This window comes from Synechococcus elongatus PCC 6301 (genome assembly GCF_000010065.1).
Lineage (GTDB): Bacteria > Cyanobacteriota > Cyanobacteriia > Synechococcales > Synechococcaceae > Synechococcus > Synechococcus elongatus.
Window position 1 is genome coordinate 13752 of record NC_006576.1, and the last position, 18466, is coordinate 32217.

Genomic DNA, 18466 nt, shown 5'->3' on the forward strand with positions numbered 1-18466 from the left:
AGCGATGTCTAAAGCGATCCTGTGCAAAGCAAGTTCGGCTAATTCCCCAGTGTTAGCATCGCAGGCAATTGCGGCCCGAGGTTTCAGGATGCAGACCCGAAGCTGGACGAGTGCAGCGATCGCCCTTGGATTGTGCTTGGGTGTGGGCTGGAGCGCACCAGTCTTCAGCCTGACGCCTTCGCAACGTCAGCAACTTAAAAGTCTTGGGATTCCGGTGGTGATTCCCAAGGCCATCCCGACGGGTTTTCAAGTCAAAAACGTTTCCGTCAAACCCTGCCCTGCCCAATCCAGTCGTAACAGCAGGGGCGTCTGTCGGTTTGGCCCAGACTACGAAATTCTTTACCGCAATAGCCAAGGGGCTTGCTTCACGATGGTGGCGGTTGGGGGTGGGATCGGTGGCGTTGACCAAACCTACGGCTATGAGGTCGCAGTGCCATTGTTCCGTGAGCGCGTCATGCTTTGGTTTGGCGACCTCAACACCAACACTCCTTACCGCACGCCGACAGAGCAGCAACGACAACAATCCCAGTCCAATCTACGTTCCGATTGGCTGGGCAAGGGGCCTTTCTACGGCGTCAGCTACGTCCAGAGAGAGCCCCAATGTCGTCGGGGTATCTCCCCAAAGCAGGCTGAGCAGGTTTTGCGATCGCTGCAGTTTCTGCGCTAGTGACAGCCCAGAAACCTAGACAGCAATCCGCGATCGCTTCGTCAGGTTGCGGAGCTTACGCAGCGCTTTGACCTCAACTTGGCGGACCCGCTCGCGCGAGACTTCCATCATCCGGCCGATTTCAGCGAGGGTATGACGTTCGCCATCACCCAGTCCAAAGCGGAGATAGAGCACCTGGCGCTCTTGGGGCGTGAGATGCTCGAGCCAAGCATCAAGCTGCTCGCGCTGCATGGCATTTTCCATGATGTCCATGGGCTCATTGCCGTTGGGATCAGCAATCAGCTCACCCAGGAAACTCTTGCCATCTTCACCACTGACTGGAGCATCTAGGCTGGTGCATTGGCGCGACTGACGCAGAATTGTTTCGAGGTCATTCAGTGGCAACTGAACCGCTTCTGCAATTTCTTGGCGAGAGGGCAAACGGCCTAGCTCGTGCGCCAGTTCCCGAGTCACTTTGCGGATTTGGCTCAGCCGTTCAGTCAAGTGAACCGGCAGGCGAATAGTGCGCGATTGGCAGGCGATCGCCCTTGTCATGCTCTGGCGAATCCACCAAAAGGCATAGGTGGAAAACTTGTAGCCCTTGGAGGGGTCAAATTTCTCGACAGCACGTTCTAGCCCGAGAGCGCCTTCTTGGATCAGGTCAAGAAACTCAAGACCCTTACCTTGGTACTTTTTGGCCACAGAGACCACAAGACGCAAGTTGGCCTTGATCATCCGTTCCTTAGCACGCTGCCCCAGCTGGATCGCTGCGGTTTCGGCCTCAGTAAACGTGCGATCGCTAGAAGTTTCTTCCAGCAGGTTCATCATCACCTGCACTTTCTGCCCCAGCTCGATCTCCTGATCGGCGGTGAGCAATGGAATCCGACCGATGGAGCTGAGATACCAACTGACGTTATCTCTTGTTCGTCGCTGAGCCGTCGCGACAGCATGAGCCGAAGCACTCGCCATACGCACCCCCGAAAGCATTAAGAGAAAAATGCAGCAAGAAGTTGATTTTAACCAAGGCTCTTAAGGTTATCTTCAGATCAGGAATGTGTCGAAAATGTAAGAGGGATTACAGTTTCTTCACTTCTCCATGATTTTTAAATAACTACAGCTTAACGAAGTTCTGCCATCCTTGGGGCATTCTGCTGAGTTCTGAAAAATTTCTGTATGGCTGACTACAAGTTACCCGCGCCTTTCTTCGTAGAAGTGAATGGTCAATTCTTAGAGTTTTGCGACCGCCAGTCGGCGCTTGAGTTCCTGCAAAAGCTCTACCAGCCGAAAGAGCAGCAGTGGCGGGTTATCGATCGGCTAGGGAGCACTCGCGGTCAAACCCAAATCAGTGTCTCGAAATAGTTGCCTTGATAAATATTGTTGATTTTAGTGATTAAAAAGTAAGACCTCTCAACATCACGAAATCAACGATCGCATCATCAGTTTTTTACAATCTCGTTACTCATTCGATTGCGACCGCTGGTCTCAGTCGCTGTTGGGCGGGGCCTAGGGTCTTGCCCTTTTGTCTTGCTAAAGTGGGGCGATGCTGAACTCCACTTCTGACCTCTCACAGCCCTGTGCTCTAACCGATCCTGCTACTAATCCAACCTTGCAAGGGCGGCCTGACTCGCGGCAAGTTGAGAAAATCCCTGGCTACACACAGCCCGTCCATGTGATCGCTCTATGCGACTGGAGAACTAAGCGATCGCACGTCTGCAGGTTGTGTGGGGTATTCGGTCAAGCAGCTTTGGCTGGGAATTGGGCTCTCGGAAATCCGTCATGAGTGTGGGTCATCCCATCTCGCCCGATAACAGCCCCCACCATGCAACCCTCATTGTCAGCGGAGGCATCCTGCAGCTGGTGGGTCAGTTCGCTGCGTTGGCTGCTGCGGGCAGCCCAGACTCGGTGGATGTAGTGCTCACTGGTGCCTATGGTGCAGAGCGACGCCAGTGGGTCGAGCAGCATCTCCAAGCATGGCTCTCTTGGCGCGATCGTGGCGATCGCTGGCTCAGTCCCGAGGCGGCAGCATCTCAGCCCTATCGACGGGTGCTGATTAATGTCGAGTGGCAAGCAAAACAGCGTCAGTTTCTCAGCAACCGGCCCGAGACCTGGATCTGTGGCGATAGTTTGGGTTTCTACTATCGTCAGCGTGATGAAGTGCAAGCGTGCCTGCAATCCTTGCTAGAGCTATCACTGCGTTCGCGATCATCGCGGCAGCGACGCTATGTCCTCAGTCATCGGCCTTGCTGGTACAACCATCCGCCTCAGCGCTGGCAATGGGTGGCCCCCCAGTTTTATCGACAGATTTGGCAGGATTATCAGCAGTTTTGCTGGCATGCCACGGAGTTTCCGCAACAATGGCAAGCTGCGACAGAACATCTACCCCAAGATCTCGACCCCATTCTGTTGTTATTACCCAATCTGTTGCCACAGCTGCGGCAGCCTGAGGACTTTTGGCTCCTGCTGACTGATTGGTGCCAACCGCTGCTCAAAACCCCTCGGCCAGTTTTGCTGAAGCTACATCCACGCTTCAAGGCACTCGACGTAGCGGATTGGATTGCTGCGCAGGACTGGTGCGATCGCATTCAGTGCCTGCCAGAGTCCCTCGGTGGCTACCCTGCGGAATTGATGATTGCGGCTTTGCGCCAATCTGGTTGGCAACCAACGGTCTATTCCCTCTCTACTGCCAATGTGAATAGTCGCCTCTTGCTCAACTGGCCCTGTCGTAGTTTTTCACTGCGATCGCTACGTCCCTATCGCGGAAGTTGGCAGCGCTGGCTCCACCTTCGACTACACTGGGCACGCATTCAGGCGGCCGAGCGATCGCTCCAGTCGCTAGAACCGTAACAAGGAGGTGGCATGCTGCGATCGCTATTGCGAGGACTTCGCCGTCGTTGGTCTTGGCATCAACCCGCTTGGCGCGCCCGGTTTTACCAGTGGCTCTACCCGCAGATTCAGGCCGATCGTGTCGGCCGCCACCTGCAGCTCAGCGGTGAGGAGCGGATTTGGATTGCCCCGGGCTGCATCATTCACGATGAGGTAGAGCTCGTTGCAAAAGCAGGAGCCCGTATTCGCATTGGCCCAGGCTGCACCCTCTATCCGCGCACTAAACTCTTGGCCTATTCAGGCGATCTCGTGCTGGAAGGGGATGTCTCGGTGAACTCCTTCGCGATCGTGTTTGCCAACAGCGGAACTAGCATTGGACGCATGACCCGCATCGCCTCTCATGCAGTCATCAACCCGACAGAGCATCGCTACGATGATCCCACCCGCCCAATTGATGACCAGCCCATTTCCAATCGACCAGTTCAAATTGGTGCAGACTGCTGGATCTGTACGGCAGCGATCGTTAGGGGGGGGACCCAGTTAGGCGATGGCAGTATCGTAGGAGCCCAAGCTTTAACGAGGGGAAGCTATCCAGCAGGGTCCGTCCTCGTTGGATCTCCAGCACGAATTCTGAAGCAACGCACAGTGTTGGCTGATCCGACGCAGCAACAGACGAGCCTAGCGATTGAGCATCAGGATGCCCTCTAAGAAGCTGTTGCATAGGAAAGGTGAAGAGGGAGCCATTACTCACGGGACTGTCGCTGGATGATCTGAAAGCTGGCCTCTTGGGCAGAAGCCGTCCATTCTCTCGGAGCGATCGCTGCTTGGCGACGACTTGCAGCGATCAGCTTGAGTTTGATCATTCCCTCGTTACGCTGAAGGCATGGTCAAACCCCGAGCTTTTCTCTACATCGGAGACTGCTGTTACTGCTTGTTTGCCAACGACTATCCCATGCAGTTCTGTTTGGCACGGGGCACAGCACCAGAAGGCGATCGCTGTCTGAACTTTCGCTCGATGCATAAGTGGCTCTTGAAAAAGTAAAGGCCCGTTGTCCACGTTTAAGTCTGGATTCTTTGGGCATTAAAGCTGGAGATACTCTTACTTGTTCACGAGATGAGGCGCTCACCGCTACTGTTGTCAGTGGAGGCAAAGTTGATTTTCAAGGAGAAGTTCTTAGTCTTTCAGCCGCTGCCCTTAAAGCTCTTCATGGTGTTGGTTATAAAACATCTGCAGCAAGTGGTTCAAAGTATTGGATGTTTGATGGTGAATTGCTCAATGAAAGGCGCCGTAATGTAGAGTTAGATCAATTTTGTAAAATTATATAAAGCAATGTCTAGATAGTAGTGTATCTGATTTAATAATGCCCCCAAGATGACTGTGTAAGTCTATTCCCGAGGGCATTTTTACGCACGAGCTAGGGGCATCCCGCTATAGCTTAATTGCTCGACTAGGCGTAAGCAGCTCCTATCATTTCGTCGTTAGAAACTAATCCCTTCTTGACTAGCTTTTCGGCGAGTGCTAGAAGTAAAGCTGCTTTCCGCTCATCTCCACAACGAAGAGCTTGTTTGCGTTCAGAAATTAACTCGAAGTAGTAGTATCTCTTTGCCATTCTTTCTCTCCTTGTTTGACCATCAAAACATCTGTAAAATTGATGAGAAATCTAAAAAGTTAGAGCTAATCCTTTAATCATGACTTCACATTAGAAGAGATCACCAAAGAATTCTAAATATAAGCACCTGCTAACAATTCATCATCAGAGACCAAGTCTTTCTCGACTAGCTTTTCAGCCAGTGCTAATAGTAATGCTGCCTTTCGTTCATCCCCACAGAACAGAGCCTGCTTCCGTTCAGCCATTAAATCAACGTAGGAATATTTCTTAGCCATCGGTATGACCTCTCTGGTAAATGAATAATTGGATATTAGATCTTATCAATCGATTTGACTGGGTAATGCCTCTAGTAGATCAATCAAGAAAGTAGTGACGGTTTCATCTTGATCCAGCTGAAGGGTGCCAGTCTCTAGACCCTCTAGGTAATTCACCAGATCATCACGATTAACAATTACAGGCGTCAGCTTTTGCTCGTAAAACCACCGATTGACTAACCCCTCAAAACGAAGTCTGAGGACTTGTTTTTCTGCAAGAGCTTTCTCTTGGTTCAGTCTTTCAATCTCATCTTCTAACTCTTTGACACGGTCGTTCTCTTCTTTTTTAATCCTGGGTCGCCCCCGCTTTCGAGGCTTTTCCTCAGAGTCCTCTAGGTCTTGGAAGTCACCATCGCCTCGGAAACGCCTGTTTCGATCTTCCATCTCTTCTAGAACAGACTGCGCGACTTCTTCGATTTCAGCATCACTGAGCAGGTCTCCAACCCGCTCTTTGGCCATATTGATTAGCTCTTGCAGCTCTTGGTTTCTCTCGAGGTCTGATTGTTGTGTCATAGGGTATCTCCTGTTTCTTGAATGGATAGTTTGGATCATCGAGATCCAATTGTGATGTGTTTGTGCTTGAGAAAAGTGACTGATTCCTTCTTTGAATTGAATAAAATGAGGGCTAAATGCTGCGATTGAAAAGTTTCTCTGCCAAAGTTTGGAAGCGATCGCTATCTTGTAATCCTGCAATCCAGTCATCAGGGATTGCTTCGAGCCCGTAGTGGGCACCCGCAATCTGTCCTGCGATCGCTCCCACGGTATCGGAATCTTCGCCCAGATTCACCGCTGCGAGTAAGCAATCTGCAAAGGATGTGGTGGTTCCAAATGCCCAGAGAGCAGCTTCCAAGGCATAGAGGGCATGACCCTGAGCGCGGATGTTTGTCGAGGTTTGCCAACTACCTCGAACCACTTCCACAATCTCAGCATCAGGATGTTGATACCAATGCCCTGAAAGCAAGTCTGTCTTTGACTCTCCTTGCAAGGCTCGAACCAGTAGCTCGGCAAAGTATCCCGAAAGAGCGATCGCTTGGGGATGACGATGAGTCGTGACGGTACTCTGTTGAGCTAAGTCAATGGCATCGGCAATATCTTGGTTGGACCAAATGGGAATCGGAGCCATCCTCATCAGAGCGCCGTTTCCCAGAGCATTTAAGCCCCCTGCTTCAACTTCCCCTGTCCTGAGGTAATGACTGAGAGCAGAGTGAGTGCCATTACCAATGTCAAAGCAATCGCCGATGACCGAGTTTTCGCCGTGTTGCCACCAACGACAGTAGCGATCGAGGTTATCTTTTAAATCCAACTTGCCGCAGGCCAGAAGTGATTCTGCGAGACATAAAGCCATGGAAGAATCATCTGTCCATTGACCGGCTTTGAGGTTGAAAGGCCCGCCATCGCGATAGCCGGTAATCGGTTCAAAAGATCAGGCTTTTGAAACTCAACAGGTGCACCGAGTGCATCGCCGATGGCAAGACCAAGGAAACAGGCTTGGGCACGAGACAGTTGTGTGATTGATGACATCAACTCCACCTCTCAATGAAAAGCTAGCAATGATTACGTTGAGTCGCTGAGGTTTCAGATCTCTATCAGGACTCGCAATTTAAGAGAGCCACCTAGTGGCGATCGCCACTAGGTGGCGTGACAAGTCACAATTGCGCAGTCTTAAAACAGAAAGCTCAACACAGTCAGGAAGTTGCAAAAATTCTGTCAACACTCGCTAAGAGGTGACTTTGCTCAAATCGAGCATTGCGGAAAGGGTTGTTCATGGTCTTCAGACTCCCTGAAGTTATACGCAGCACCTCGATTGGTTGCCACTACATAAGTTTATATCAAGCGCAATCATCTTGTCAACCCCTCCAGTTTTATGCTGAGTCGCGGATTATCCGTTGTTCGTTGCCGAGCCCTTGAGCATGGTGGAGTGGCAGTGCGATCGCGCAACTGCTCCGTCACGGTGAGAGGCCGTATCCTCATAGAGATCTAGTTCGACCTCTGGAAGACACTTTTCAGAAAATAAAATACTCTCGTTTCTAGAAGCTTAGGCTCACTACAATGAAAGGCAAGAAGAGAGTTTCCAGCAAATGGGATTGTGATGGTTTAGTCCTCATTACCGTAGAAGGGAAGAGACTTCGACTGGGTGTGGATGAGGCTGATGATGAGATCCTTGATGATGAAGAGAATGTTATGAAATCTGAGGATCAGTCTGAAATTTTGAGTCACGAGAAATCAAGCGAGGAATAATCCTGAGAAATCGGATACTCCCAATAAAATGACCACAGAAGAGAAAAGAATGATTGACTTAGACTATGATCGCTGAGTTAGTGATGACTATGATGCTGTGATTATAGATTATGATAGTAATAGCGTTTAGCTCATGAAAGAGACAGAATATATTGCCTCTAAAAACAAGAAGCAGAGAAAAGAGGGAAGCTAGATAGCTGTTATAAAAAAGAATTGAATCTACTCGACTCGCTAGACCTTCATCTGCACATAAGGAGACTCTGCTAGCAGTAGCTCTTAATAGAGGATGTAGTTCTCAATCTCTACCTTTCGACGCTTGATGCGCCATTCATGACCACAACTCAGGCATTGGCGCTCTGGATCTTCCCAGCCAATACAGCAACCGCCTAAGGCAATCTCTTGTCGCGCAGCCATTTCAAACGCCTCAGGTGTAGGCATACCATAGAGGATGTTGACGCCGGTTCTTTGCTTGCAAACAGGACAAATATACTTTTTTGAACTCATTCAAGACATCCTCCTTGACTGACGACCTTTACAAGTTATATCTGTCTCACGAAAGCGAAGAGGCTTTCTGGGGTAGAACAGAAGTGAGAAATTACTGTCTCTAATCCATGAGAAATCCGCTGTATCCGATGAACATAAGGTATTCAGTGATAGCCGCGATCGCAGTTCCTAGCCTTGACTAGACCACCATCTCTTTGCCGTGCTCATGAATCGCTTCCAGAGGAATCGACTGGAAAAATCGGGTGCCTAGAACTAAGTTCTTTTTCGTCAGCCCACCTTTCAAGTAGAAACTATAGTCAAAGAGCAGCGTGTCATATTCCGTGAGAGATGCACGTACAAATGCATACTCATCATTAATCTTATTGGCCAAGTCAAGCTTTTGTTCTCGACTGAATCCCTCTTCAAACTCGAAGATAGTAAATATCATGATTCTTGTTTGATTCTCGGAAATCATGACAGTACAGTTCAGCTCATCTTTGATCTTGAGATCTCCGTCGTCGTCCCATGCTGTTTCAATAAAAGCTGCATCATAGATTGCTTTGAGTAAGTCTTTGGAGACGTTATCGGGCGTAATCAAGTCGTTAGTCAGCATCATGGTCGTTAAGTTTGGGGGGTAGGTGTGATCGTGGAATCCATCAAGGGCGGTCAAAGCTTCATACAGGCTGAGGGCCTCCCTTAATTCGGGCTCCTGGAATCATCGCTTGTGCAACACGAACGGCGTCTGATTGGCTTTGCGCCTGCACGATAATTTCTCGATGTGTCCGCACTTGGTCGGTGGGCAGAAGATAGCGAACACGCCATGCTGTATCGGCCATCGGTTTGTTTGAATTCGATGTCCCCATTGTCCAGATTGCAAAAGCAGCTGTCTTAGTTCAGATGCGAATGACAAATGGTGATCATATGCCTTACTCGGGTAATCGTGGTAAGGCTCTGTCCACACTTGGGACTGATAGGCTAAAGACGTTTTGTCTGGGCGTCCTTTGCTGTGCTCCTCAACGCCTTTGATGTTGATCCTGAAGTCAGCGATCGCACGTTGGAAGTCTTCTGTGGCGATCTCTTTTCGCTGGGGCTACAGGTTGACCTGTTGGTGGTCTCGGCCTTTGAGGGTAACTATGACCCCGTGCCTCGGACGCTGATTGGGCATCTCTTTGAGGAATGTCAGTTAGCGGTTGGTAATCTGCCAAGGGCGTTAGACCTCACCCAGAGTCCTGTCAAGGCATGGGTCACACGGCCGCTCCAGTCTTTAGACAATCCACCTTGCTGGCCCGAGGGTCAACGACACGCTTCAGTCGGTCAGCAGTAGTCGCAAGCCCCAAACAGCCTGATCCACAGGCGGTGGAGTGGCCGGCATTTAATTAGATGTATTGTTTGCTAAATAGTTTTTCTCAATCTTTAAGACGTTGACGCCATAATATTTTTGCCCATTTTAAATAACTTTTGCTTTCTGATAAGCAAGTAGAGTTATTAAAAGTAATTAGAGTATGAGAATGCTTTTGCTTTTTCCCTAGTTGCCGTGATCCAAAAAGGTGCTGAAGAGTGGATCTGGTGTCGCTCCAAGCTGGAACGGATTCGCTCGAAAAAAGATATTGCTCGCGCCTCTGTGGATGGTGAGATTGGAGATTCAAAAGGACTCCTAACGCCATAGAAAGCTATGTACTACTGGCTTGGCTGGCTGAAGCGAGTAGAGGCAGAATCTCAAGCTAGAGACTGTAATAGGTGAAACTTTCTTGATGTTCTGGTAGCTTTTCATCATCTCGGTAGAGTCAGCATGTATTCTCTAACCAAGTAAAGGTTCGCTCTACGACCCAAAGTTTTAGTTTGGCGCGAAAGTTATCCATGAGCGAATTTTTACGTCCACTCTAAGGAAGAACTTTCTATCAAGCGGGCGATGGGACTCGAACCCACGACGTTCAGCTTGGGAAGCTGACATTCTACCACTGAATTACGCCCGCAGTGGCACTGACTTAAGTAGCGATCGCCATTATAGGCGGATTGTCGTCACTTCTGACCCCCGCTTCCGCTAGAGTGCGAACAGGCTCAGAGGAACTGTCTGTGAATGCAACCCAGCGCAAACTGTTGATGCAGCTCGTCATTGGTGCCGCTTGGGTCGACGGGGACCTCGATCAGCCAGAGCGACAGTACCTGCAAACTCTTCTGGAGCGGCAGAAGCTTGATCACGATCCAGACTTGCTGGTACTCCTCGAAACCCCAATCGGACTGCCTCAACTGGAAGCTTGGCTTGTTACCTTTCTACAGGGGACCAGCACCCCAACACGCTTGGCGGCTCTGGCCACGATCGCCAATCTACTGATGGCCGACGGCGTTGTTAATCGCAGTGAGCATAGCCTACTGGATGAAATCCACTCACTGATGGCGCAGATTCCCGCAAGTCGCGACGAAGGAGAGTATCGGCAAGCGGCCCCAGGCTTAGTCCAGGGATTGAGTGGTCTCGTGCGCCGCGCCCTAAATGGAGCCAAGCATCTCTTTCAGTGAGGCTGAACTGACCTGTGTTCTAAACAGCCGGAGTTGCTATGCATCCCTTGCTAGGATCAGCGGCTGATTCTGTGATGAGATTGGCCATGACCGATGCTGCGATTGAACTGAATCGGCCAGAAAATTTCTTTAATCGTGAAATTAGCTGGCTGGCTTTCAATCAGCGCGTTCTACACCAAGCCCTCGACCCCCGCACGCCTCTGCTGGAACGCCTCAAGTTCATGGGGATTTTCAGCAATAACCTCGATGAATACTTCATGGTGCGCGTGGCGAGTCTCTTGCAGCAAATTGAGGCTGGCGTCAGCAAGCGATCGCCCGATGGCCTCACCCCAGCGGAGCAACTCGAGCAAATTCGAGCCTGCCTTGGCCCCCTGGTGGAGCAACAACACAGCCATTTCTACCGAGAGCTACGCCCCCTGCTGGCTGAAACGGGCATCCATCTGCTCAACTACAACGACCTCAACCGCACCCAACAGCGATACCTCGATCAGTATTTCGCAGCGCAGATTTTTCCAGTCTTGACACCGCTCGCGGTTGATCCGGCGCACCCCTTCCCCCACATTTCCAATCTCAGTCTCAACTTGGCGGTCTTGATCCAAGACGACAGTGTTGGCGAGGAGCAGTTTGCGCGGATTAAGGTGCCGAACATTCTGCCGCGCTTTATTGAACTGCCGGCCAAAACCCGCCGGCGATCGCAGCAACCGATTGTCTGGATGGGCGTACCGATCGAACAGGTAATCGCCCACAACCTCAGCACGCTTTTCCCAGGCATGAGCGTGATCGATTGGTTTGTCTTCCGTGTCACCCGCGATGCTGACCTCGATGTCAAGGAAGACGAAGCTGACGATCTGCTGTTGGCGATCGAACAAGAATTGCGTAAGCGACGCCTGGGGGCAGGCTCAGTCGTCCGCCTAGAAATTGAGGCAGGCTCTCCAGCCTCCATCCTCGAAATCCTGATGAACGGCATGGACCTCGATCCGCAGGATGTCTATGCCCTACCCGGTCTCCTGAGCCTTGAAGACCTGATGTCGCTGACGTCCTTGCCGTTGCCCGAACTGAAGGATCAGCCTTGGACGCAAGTGGTTCCCAAGCGATTGCGGCGGGTACAAATGCCCGTTGGCGAAGACCTGCAGCGTTCTAAGCCCAGTGAGGAAAGCGAAGACATCTTTACGGTGATTCGCCAGCGCGACCTGTTGATGCATCACCCCTACGATTCTTTTGCGGCTTCAGTCGAACAGTTCGTTGCCCAAGCCGCAACAGATCCCCACGTGCTGGCTATCAAAATGACGCTCTATCGCACCTCGGGAGATTCGCCGATTGTGCAGAGCCTGATGCAGGCTGCGGAGCATGGCAAGCAGGTGCTCGCTCTTGTAGAACTCAAAGCTCGCTTTGATGAAGAGAACAACATCACCTGGGCGCGGCGCCTTGAGAAAGCAGGTGTGCATGTTGTCTATGGCTTAGTGGGTCTCAAGATTCACACCAAAGTGGTGTTGGTGGTTCGCCAAGAGCGCAACCAAATCCGTCGCTATGTTCATATCGGCACCGGCAACTACAACTCCAAAGCAGCCCGCATCTACACTGACTTGGGGCTCTTGAGCTGCCGTGAGGATTTGGGCGCTGATATTTCTGAACTCTTCAACTACCTGACGGGTTTCTCGAAGCAACGGGACTATCGCAAGCTGCTGATTGCGCCGGTCAGCTTGCGGGAGCAAATGATCGGCCTGATCGATCGCGAAATTCAGCATGCGATCGCAGGGCGTCCGGCAGCGATTCGCGCCAAGATGAACTCGCTAGTTGATCCTAAAATCATCCTCAAGCTCTATGAGGCCTCACAAGCTGGCGTCGAGATTGATTTGATTGTGCGGGGGGTCTGCTGCCTACGACCGGGTGTGCCGGGGTTGAGCGATCGCATTCGGGTGATTAGTATCATTGGCCGCTTCCTCGAACACTCGCGCATCTTCAGCTTCCACAACAACGGCCAGGAAGAGTTTTTCATCGGCAGTGCGGACTGGATGACCCGTAACCTCGATCGCCGCGTAGAAGCGATTACCCCTATTGAAGATGAAGCGATCGCAGCAGAACTGCGGGCAATCCTGGATATTTCCTTAGCCGACGACCGACTGGCCTGGGATTTACTGCCCAGTGGTGAGTACCAACTCCGGCAACCGGTGGATCCCGAGACTCCCCATAGTTCGCAGCAGCAATTCATGAATCGCGCGGCTACCACCCGCTAGCGCCCGCTACTCATCAGGGCCATGGATCCGAGCCACACCTGTCCGGTAGATCCCAGTTCACTCGGGACGGCGATCGCTGCCTTTGAGGGGAGAAGAGTCCAGTTGTGGCACCTGTACCGGGAACAACTGAGAACGCTGACCGGGCGATCGCAGCTTGATGTGGCGAGCTAGCTTGAGTTCGGCAACGGGAGCGCGCAGCTGAGACAATCCTGCCGCAAGGCGGTCGGCAATGTCTGAATTTGGACAATCGATGCGAAGCACAAACCAAAAACGACTGATTTGGCAGTGACGCATGATCGCCAAATTAGCAACCAAGTCCGGGTCTTCTCAGTAGTAACTCAAGATCAGGTGCTGAAGCTGCTCACTGCGAGACATAGGACAAGCAAGGGTTGGGAATTGTTTTTATTCAAGTCCGCCAACTGAGGAGATTCGAGAGCGCTCCAATTCCCTTAAGCCTGTGTGTCGATTCTGCAATGGAAGCAGGGAAGAACAAGCCCTCGTTGAGCCCGCTAAGACCGTTGCCCGAAGCCAGAAGACTGTCAGCCCTGCTGAGTTTGGGGAGCCGGACAGGTCGTCTGAGATTGGGTGGTTGGGCAACTGGGGGTGGGTTCAGCCTGTGCCGGGGCGATCGCTCCCAGAGATAGCACGAGACCAAGACCAGTAATCAGTAGGAGAGCAGAATGAATCCGAATCATGATCAACATCACCTGACTCATTTGAATTGGGAAGTAGGCGGCAAGCGATCGCCCCAGAGAAGACCGCTGAACTGGCGAATCTCATCGCTTTGGGCGCAAAGGATGTCCCCAGAAATCGATCGCACAAAGGAATCCCCCGACTTTGCCAAACCGTCTTCCGCCATCGCGATCGCACTGGGAGTAAGACCGAGCAACAGACCAAGGCTCGGGCTACCGTTCACCATCCATCTCGCGAGTTTCATGACACGTCTTCCCATCTAGAGTCAAGGACTAGAAAAAATGGGTAAGACGGTCATGTTGGCCTTGGCTGGCCTTTAGGCTGAGGCAGGCTGCACTTCGAGCACCCCACGAAACATGGCCATGCCGCAGGTGAACTCGTAGCGACCGGGTTGGGTGGGGAGGAATTCGATCGCAGTGACTTGGTTATTGGGTAGGTGCTGGGCGATCTGGAAATCGGGGAAGCGGACCTCATCAAGGCAGTGATTGGGATCGCGGCGATCGAAATGAAGTCGCAGCGGCTGACCGGCTTGGACGACCACATGGCTGGGTTGGTAGCCACCATCCACCGTAATTGTCAGCTCCTGCCATGTCTCCGCGATCGCAGCTGTCTGGGGTTTGGCGCGGCGCACCAAAAACCACCACAATTCCCAGCCAATCAGGACGAGACCCGCGCCCGTGACGGTTGTTTTAGCCCAAACAGGTTGGGCGACAGCACGGAAGGGTGCAGCGTCCGAGCCAGTGGTTACCGCGATTGCAGCAGGCGGGGGAGCGACCATCCATCCCGCATTCCCGACAGTCAGGGTGCCAGACAAGAACAAAGTTAATAGAGTCATTGATCGGTCCTCAAAAGCAGAGCGACAAGGAAATTAGCGAGGCTGAAACTGGCGTAGTCGTAGGGCATTAGTCACCACTGAGACAGAGCTAAAGGCCATGGCAGCGCCGGCCAGCATCGGGCTAAGCAACCAACCCAGCAGGGGGTAGAGGATACCTGCTGCAATGGGAATACCGGCAACGTTGTAGATGAAGGCGAAGAAGAGATTCTGACGAATGTTGGTCATCGTGGCGCGGGAGAGCTGAATCGCCGTGACGATGCCCTGCAGGTCGCCGGAAATCAAGGTGATGTCATTAGCGGCGATCGCAACATCCGTTCCAGTGCCAATGGCAATCCCCACATCCGCTTGGGCTAGTGCCGGTGCGTCATTGATGCCATCCCCGACCATCGCTACGACTTGACCGCGACTTTGGAGCTGGGCGACCTGGGCTGCTTTTTGGTCGGGTCGCACTTCTGCGAGGACTTGAGTAATACCCACGGCCTGGGCGATCGCGTCTGCGGTGCGGCGGTTATCGCCTGTCAGCATGACGACCTGTAGTCCCAGTCGTTGCAGCGATCGCACCACGGCGACTGAGCTGGGTTTGAGCTGATCGGCAATGCTGAGAATTGCTTGCAGGTGACCGTCAGCGGCGACCCCGACTACGGTTTTGCCTGCAGCTTCCCAGTCTTCCCACTGATTCTGTAGAGCAGAGGTTTCAATACCCAATTCACCAAGCCAGCGCTGAGTGCCAATCTGGAGCCAGATGCCTTCAACCTGACCCTGAACACCACTGCCAGGAATGGCCTCAAAGTCCGTGACAGTCGAGAGTGTGATTCCTTGAGCTTCGCCATAGCGAACGATCGCTTCAGCTAAAGGATGCTCGGAGTAGTTCTCAAGACTTGCTGCCCAACCGAGTAGGGTTTGCTGTTGGTCGCGATCGCCGATCGCCAGAAAATCAGTGACACTGGGCTGTCCTTGGGTGAGAGTGCCGGTTTTATCGAGGATGACGGTCTGAATTGTTTGCGCCAGCTCCAAGCTCTCGGCACTTTTAATCAAAATGCCGTACTCAGCGCCTTTGCCTGTTCCGACCATGATGGAGGTCGGGGTTGCCAGCCCTAACGCACAGGGACAGGCAATGATCAGGACACCAACCGCCGTGATCAGGGCTAAGGTCACGTTGCCTATCCAGTTAAACCAGAGCACAAAGGTGAGGATGGCGATCGCAATCACCGCTGGCACAAACCAGCCTGTCACTTGATCCGCCAAGCGCTGAATCGGGGCTTTGGAAGCTTGCGCCTGCTGCACGAGTTGGACAATCTGTGCCAGAAAAGTTTCACGGCCAACCCGAGTCGCCCGTATCGTCAAGCTGCCAGTTTTATTGAGGGTGGCGCCAATCACCTCATCGCCGACTTGTTTCTGGACAGGTAGACTTTCACCCGTGACCATCGACTCATCCACGGTCGACCGTCCATCGATAACCTCACCATCGACTGGAACTTTTTCCCCAGGTCGAACCCGCACCCAGTCCTCTACTTGAACTTCCGTAATTGGCAGGGTGAGTTCCTGGCCTTGGCGCAGTACTCGCGCAGTTTTGGCCTGCAAGCCAATTAACTGCCGAATCGCGGCGGAGGTCTGCCCCTTGGCACGCTCCTCGAGCGATCGCCCCAGTAACAGCAGGGCAATGATCACCGCGATCGCTTCGTAGTAGACATCCGGCGGCAGCCCCTGACGGGTTAACCACTGGGGAAACAGGGTGACTGCTAAGGAGTAGAGGAAGGCGGCACCGGTTCCCACTGCCACCAAGGTATCCATCGTGGCGGTGTTTTGACGGAAGGCTTTCCAGGCATTGATGAAGAAACTCCGCCCCGCCCACAACACCGGTAGCGTCAGCCCCAGTTGGAGCCCAGGATGGTGCAGCCACATGGGAATGCCTGGAATTGAGATGCCTAGCATCATCGGCAGCGAGCCAATCACCAATAAGCTGGCGATTAGTCCACTCACCCACACTCGCTGGGCCAATTGCCGTTGCGATCGGGCACGGCGATGCCGCTCCTGCGCTTCAACTTCGTTATCCCAGGGGTCTTGGAGGGGAAAAGCGTGGTAGCCTGCAGCCTCAATAGCGGCCTGAATCGCTGCCACCTGAGTCAAAGCGGGGTCATAGCAGACCTGCGCCTGCTCTGCACCAAAATTGACGCTGCACTCCTGCACCCCCGGCAATGCCTGAATGAGGGCTTCAATACGACCCGCACAAGCAGCACAGCCCATGCCTCGCAGCGTCAGAGTTTGCTGATTGACCATGACTGGACTCCAGACTCGAACGTAGCTCTAATCGTCCCCAGTCTTAAGTCTCTAGTTGACTGCAGAGTCAAGACGAGTGACAAAACTTCTCTTAAAAGCGCGATCGCCCTGCCCCAGCCCAATTGGGCCTCTTTCGACCTGCTCTACTGCTTGCTCCCAGACGTAGCCAAGCTGAGGAGAGAACGATCGGAGTCAAGCACATGTTAAGGCTCAAGTGCTTTGCCCGCTTGAGCGACGGCCCCTCGTCAATGCCTCTTTCGTTTTGTCGAACCGCATTGGATCCACTAGCAACTATGAGCTTGAGCAGGACGTTTTAAGCATGTTGAGCTCTTCTATTGCCCCAGATTCAGCGCTCAGGCCTTCGTTACGCTAGTGGCATTGAAGTCAGTTAGTTGAATGAGCTGTAATCAAGGTGCGATCGCCTTTCCTTTGGTTATTGGCTCACAACCTGAAGGGTAAACATTAGGCTGACAGTCCGTGCTGGCTTGAGTCAATCAGCCTGATCCGGTCAGTTGATCCCAGCCATCGCCTATCTCTGACTCGACTGGGATCATCATTCGTTCCTGCCTCTGCGCAACGACGACCCACTCCATTCCTCTGCGATCCAGTCTCTATGAAGATGCTTAGAGCACTTAAACACCACTGGCCAGAATACTTAATTGAAGCTTGGGGGCTTGGGCTGTTTATGGTGGCAGCTGGGGTTGTCGGAACGCTTGTCTTCTATCCCCAATCTCCTGCCTATCAAGCGATCGCAGACCCTTTCCTACAGCGAGTCGTGATGGGCTTGGGGATGGGTTTGACGGCAATGATCATCATGTATTCACCTTGGGGAAAGCGATCGGGGGCTCATATCAACCCAGCCGTAACGCTCACGTTCTACCGGCTTAAAAAAATTGCTGCCTGGGATGCTTTTTTCTACGTTGTTTTTCAGTTTATTGGTGGACTTCTAGGAGTCGTGCTGGTTGCCTTTTTACTACAAACTCCCTTTACCCAAGCACCGGTCAACTATGTAGTCACGGTCCCTGGAAAACAGGGGGCGATCGTTGCATGTATCGCAGAGTATTTCATTGCTGTACTCATGATGAGTATGGTTCTCTTCACCAGCAATCAGCCAAAGCTAGAGCGATTCACTCCATTTTTTGCGGGCTGTCTCATTGTCAGCTACGTCATTTTTGAATCGCCGCTCTCAGGGTTTGGCATGAACCCTGCTCGAACCGTTGCCTCAGCTTTACCCTCGGGTATTTGGACAGCTATCTGGCTTTATTTCCTTGCACCGATCGCAGGCATGTTAACTGCAGCAGAACTCTATCTGCGAATGATCGGGCCTCGCAAAATCTTCTGTGCCAAGCTCTACCATGATCCTTTGTATCGCTGTATACACTGCGGCCATCTCATTCATTGGCATCGTCCTCATCTGAGATAGGTCAAAAATATGGCTGCCAGACAGATTGGATGCGATCGCAGCCTAACAAAAGGCCTAGTTCACCTTATTAATAGCAATAATTGTGAATTTTTCTTATCCTCTAGGAGATAAGAAACTTTATCCTTTGTCACCTCGCAGTCCACCCAAAGCAATGGTAAGTCTAGGGACATTTATAAAAAATAAAAGGTTCTAGCGCTCTCAAAAACGAGCGTTATGGTGAACTCGGTAGGCTTCAGTTCCAAACATCTGCCGAGTGGAGTAAATGTGTGGCCCGGATATTGACCAGGGTAGACTCCCGGCATCAACAAAGAAGGGGCTTAGGGGCTCTGATATATCCCGAGCAGCTTGCGCAGTTAGAGACACCCTCTTCTGAGTG

21 protein-coding genes, 1 tRNA gene and 1 pseudogene are annotated in these 18466 nt (G+C 52.1%); 11 read left to right on the forward strand and 12 right to left on the reverse strand.

Annotated elements, in window-relative coordinates:
- Positions 1–88: 88 nt before the first annotated feature.
- On the forward strand, positions 89–667 hold the full coding sequence (locus SYC_RS00070) for a hypothetical protein (RefSeq protein WP_011378080.1): 579 nt from the start codon (positions 89–91) through the stop codon (positions 665–667).
- Positions 668–682: 15 nt separating this feature from the next.
- On the opposite strand, the gene SYC_RS00075 is transcribed toward SYC_RS00070, so the two are convergent.
- Positions 683–1615 carry an RpoD/SigA family RNA polymerase sigma factor gene (locus SYC_RS00075; RefSeq protein ID WP_011378081.1) on the reverse strand — a complete coding sequence of 311 codons (933 nt, stop codon included), beginning with the start codon at positions 1613–1615 and terminating at the stop codon, positions 683–685.
- 204 nt (positions 1616–1819) lie between these two features.
- On the opposite strand from SYC_RS00075, the gene SYC_RS00080 reads away from it, so the two are divergent.
- From SYC_RS00080 to SYC_RS13690, 5 genes are all read left to right on the forward strand, one after another.
- Entirely contained in the window at positions 1820–2005 is a 186-nt protein-coding gene (locus SYC_RS00080) for a hypothetical protein (protein ID WP_039755693.1), read from the forward strand.
- A gap of 417 nt (positions 2006–2422) precedes the next feature.
- Positions 2423–3490 carry a hypothetical protein gene (locus tag SYC_RS00085; RefSeq protein ID WP_011378082.1) on the forward strand — a complete coding sequence of 356 codons (1068 nt, stop codon included), beginning with the start codon at positions 2423–2425 and terminating at the stop codon, positions 3488–3490.
- Positions 3491–3502: 12 nt separating this feature from the next.
- Positions 3503–4177: an acyltransferase gene (locus SYC_RS00090; RefSeq protein ID WP_011242330.1), complete on the forward strand. Its 675-nt coding sequence runs from the start codon at positions 3503–3505 to the stop codon at positions 4175–4177.
- 175 nt (positions 4178–4352) lie between these two features.
- Complete coding sequence (locus SYC_RS13965) at positions 4353–4511, forward strand: hypothetical protein (protein ID WP_011242331.1); 159 nt, start codon at positions 4353–4355, stop codon at positions 4509–4511.
- Positions 4493–4795, forward strand: a complete 303-nt coding sequence (locus SYC_RS13690) for a hypothetical protein (RefSeq protein ID WP_126147952.1) — start codon at positions 4493–4495, stop codon at positions 4793–4795. The genes SYC_RS13965 and SYC_RS13690 overlap by 19 nt, the downstream gene beginning before the upstream one ends.
- 397 nt (positions 4796–5192) lie before the next feature.
- Here SYC_RS13690 and SYC_RS13695 read toward each other — a convergent pair whose 3' ends face one another.
- The 3 genes and pseudogenes from SYC_RS13695 to SYC_RS00105 all read right to left on the reverse strand — a co-directional run bounded on the left by SYC_RS13695 (position 5193) and on the right by SYC_RS00105 (position 6914).
- Positions 5193–5354, reverse strand: coding sequence for a hypothetical protein (locus SYC_RS13695; protein ID WP_155813833.1), 162 nt, complete (start codon positions 5352–5354; stop codon positions 5193–5195).
- Positions 5355–5399: 45 nt separating this feature from the next.
- Positions 5400–6095: a hypothetical protein gene (locus SYC_RS00100; protein ID WP_155813835.1), complete on the reverse strand. Its 696-nt coding sequence runs from the start codon at positions 6093–6095 to the stop codon at positions 5400–5402.
- Positions 6019–6914 (reverse strand): annotated as a pseudogene (locus SYC_RS00105) (ADP-ribosylglycohydrolase family protein). Before SYC_RS00105 ends, SYC_RS00100 begins: the two are co-directional and overlap by 77 nt.
- A gap of 528 nt (positions 6915–7442) precedes the next feature.
- Between SYC_RS00105 and SYC_RS14055 the strand changes: the two are divergent.
- Positions 7443–7631, forward strand: coding sequence for a hypothetical protein (locus tag SYC_RS14055; protein ID WP_039755696.1), 189 nt, complete (start codon positions 7443–7445; stop codon positions 7629–7631).
- A 276-nt stretch (positions 7632–7907) separates the two neighbouring features.
- Here SYC_RS14055 and SYC_RS14060 read toward each other — a convergent pair whose 3' ends face one another.
- Together SYC_RS14060 and SYC_RS00115 are read right to left on the reverse strand one after the other, a co-directional pair.
- Positions 7908–8045 (reverse strand): hypothetical protein, encoded by a 138-nt coding sequence (locus SYC_RS14060; protein ID WP_155813837.1) that lies wholly within the window; start codon positions 8043–8045, stop codon positions 7908–7910.
- Positions 8046–8313: 268 nt separating this feature from the next.
- Positions 8314–8784 (reverse strand): YbjN domain-containing protein, encoded by a 471-nt coding sequence (locus SYC_RS00115; protein ID WP_231621294.1) that lies wholly within the window; start codon positions 8782–8784, stop codon positions 8314–8316.
- Positions 8785–9120: 336 nt separating this feature from the next.
- On the opposite strand from SYC_RS00115, the gene SYC_RS00120 reads away from it, so the two are divergent.
- Entirely contained in the window at positions 9121–9438 is a 318-nt protein-coding gene (locus SYC_RS00120) for a hypothetical protein (RefSeq protein ID WP_011242335.1), read from the forward strand.
- A gap of 577 nt (positions 9439–10015) precedes the next feature.
- Here SYC_RS00120 and SYC_RS00125 read toward each other — a convergent pair.
- Positions 10016–10087: transfer RNA gene (locus SYC_RS00125), tRNA-Gly, on the reverse strand.
- Positions 10088–10187: 100 nt separating this feature from the next.
- On the opposite strand from SYC_RS00125, the gene SYC_RS00130 reads away from it, so the two are divergent.
- Entirely contained in the window at positions 10188–10628 is a 441-nt protein-coding gene (locus SYC_RS00130; RefSeq protein ID WP_041677068.1) for a TerB family tellurite resistance protein, read from the forward strand.
- 74 nt (positions 10629–10702) lie between these two features.
- Positions 10703–12862 (forward strand): polyphosphate kinase 1, encoded by a 2160-nt coding sequence (gene ppk1, locus SYC_RS00135; RefSeq protein ID WP_198407993.1) that lies wholly within the window; start codon positions 10703–10705, stop codon positions 12860–12862.
- Between the two features lie 57 nt (positions 12863–12919).
- Here ppk1 and SYC_RS13940 read toward each other — a convergent pair whose 3' ends face one another.
- From SYC_RS13940 to SYC_RS00155, 5 genes are all read right to left on the reverse strand, one after another.
- A complete protein-coding gene (locus tag SYC_RS13940; RefSeq protein WP_162010014.1) occupies positions 12920–13069 on the reverse strand; it encodes a hypothetical protein in 150 nt (49 codons plus the stop codon).
- Positions 13070–13401: 332 nt separating this feature from the next.
- A complete protein-coding gene (locus SYC_RS13705) occupies positions 13402–13566 on the reverse strand; it encodes a hypothetical protein (RefSeq protein WP_155813841.1) in 165 nt (54 codons plus the stop codon).
- 8 nt (positions 13567–13574) lie between these two features.
- Positions 13575–13799, reverse strand: coding sequence for a DUF305 domain-containing protein (locus tag SYC_RS00145; RefSeq protein ID WP_231621296.1), 225 nt, complete (start codon positions 13797–13799; stop codon positions 13575–13577).
- A gap of 72 nt (positions 13800–13871) precedes the next feature.
- Complete coding sequence (locus tag SYC_RS00150) at positions 13872–14390, reverse strand: cupredoxin domain-containing protein (RefSeq protein WP_011242339.1); 519 nt, start codon at positions 14388–14390, stop codon at positions 13872–13874.
- A 33-nt stretch (positions 14391–14423) separates the two neighbouring features.
- Positions 14424–16667 carry a heavy metal translocating P-type ATPase gene (locus SYC_RS00155; RefSeq protein ID WP_011242340.1) on the reverse strand — a complete coding sequence of 748 codons (2244 nt, stop codon included), beginning with the start codon at positions 16665–16667 and terminating at the stop codon, positions 14424–14426.
- 613 nt (positions 16668–17280) lie between these two features.
- Here SYC_RS00155 and SYC_RS00160 point away from each other — a divergent pair.
- Positions 17281–18090, forward strand: coding sequence for an aquaporin family protein (locus SYC_RS00160; protein WP_011242341.1), 810 nt, complete (start codon positions 17281–17283; stop codon positions 18088–18090).
- Positions 18091–18466: the final 376 nt, after the last annotated feature.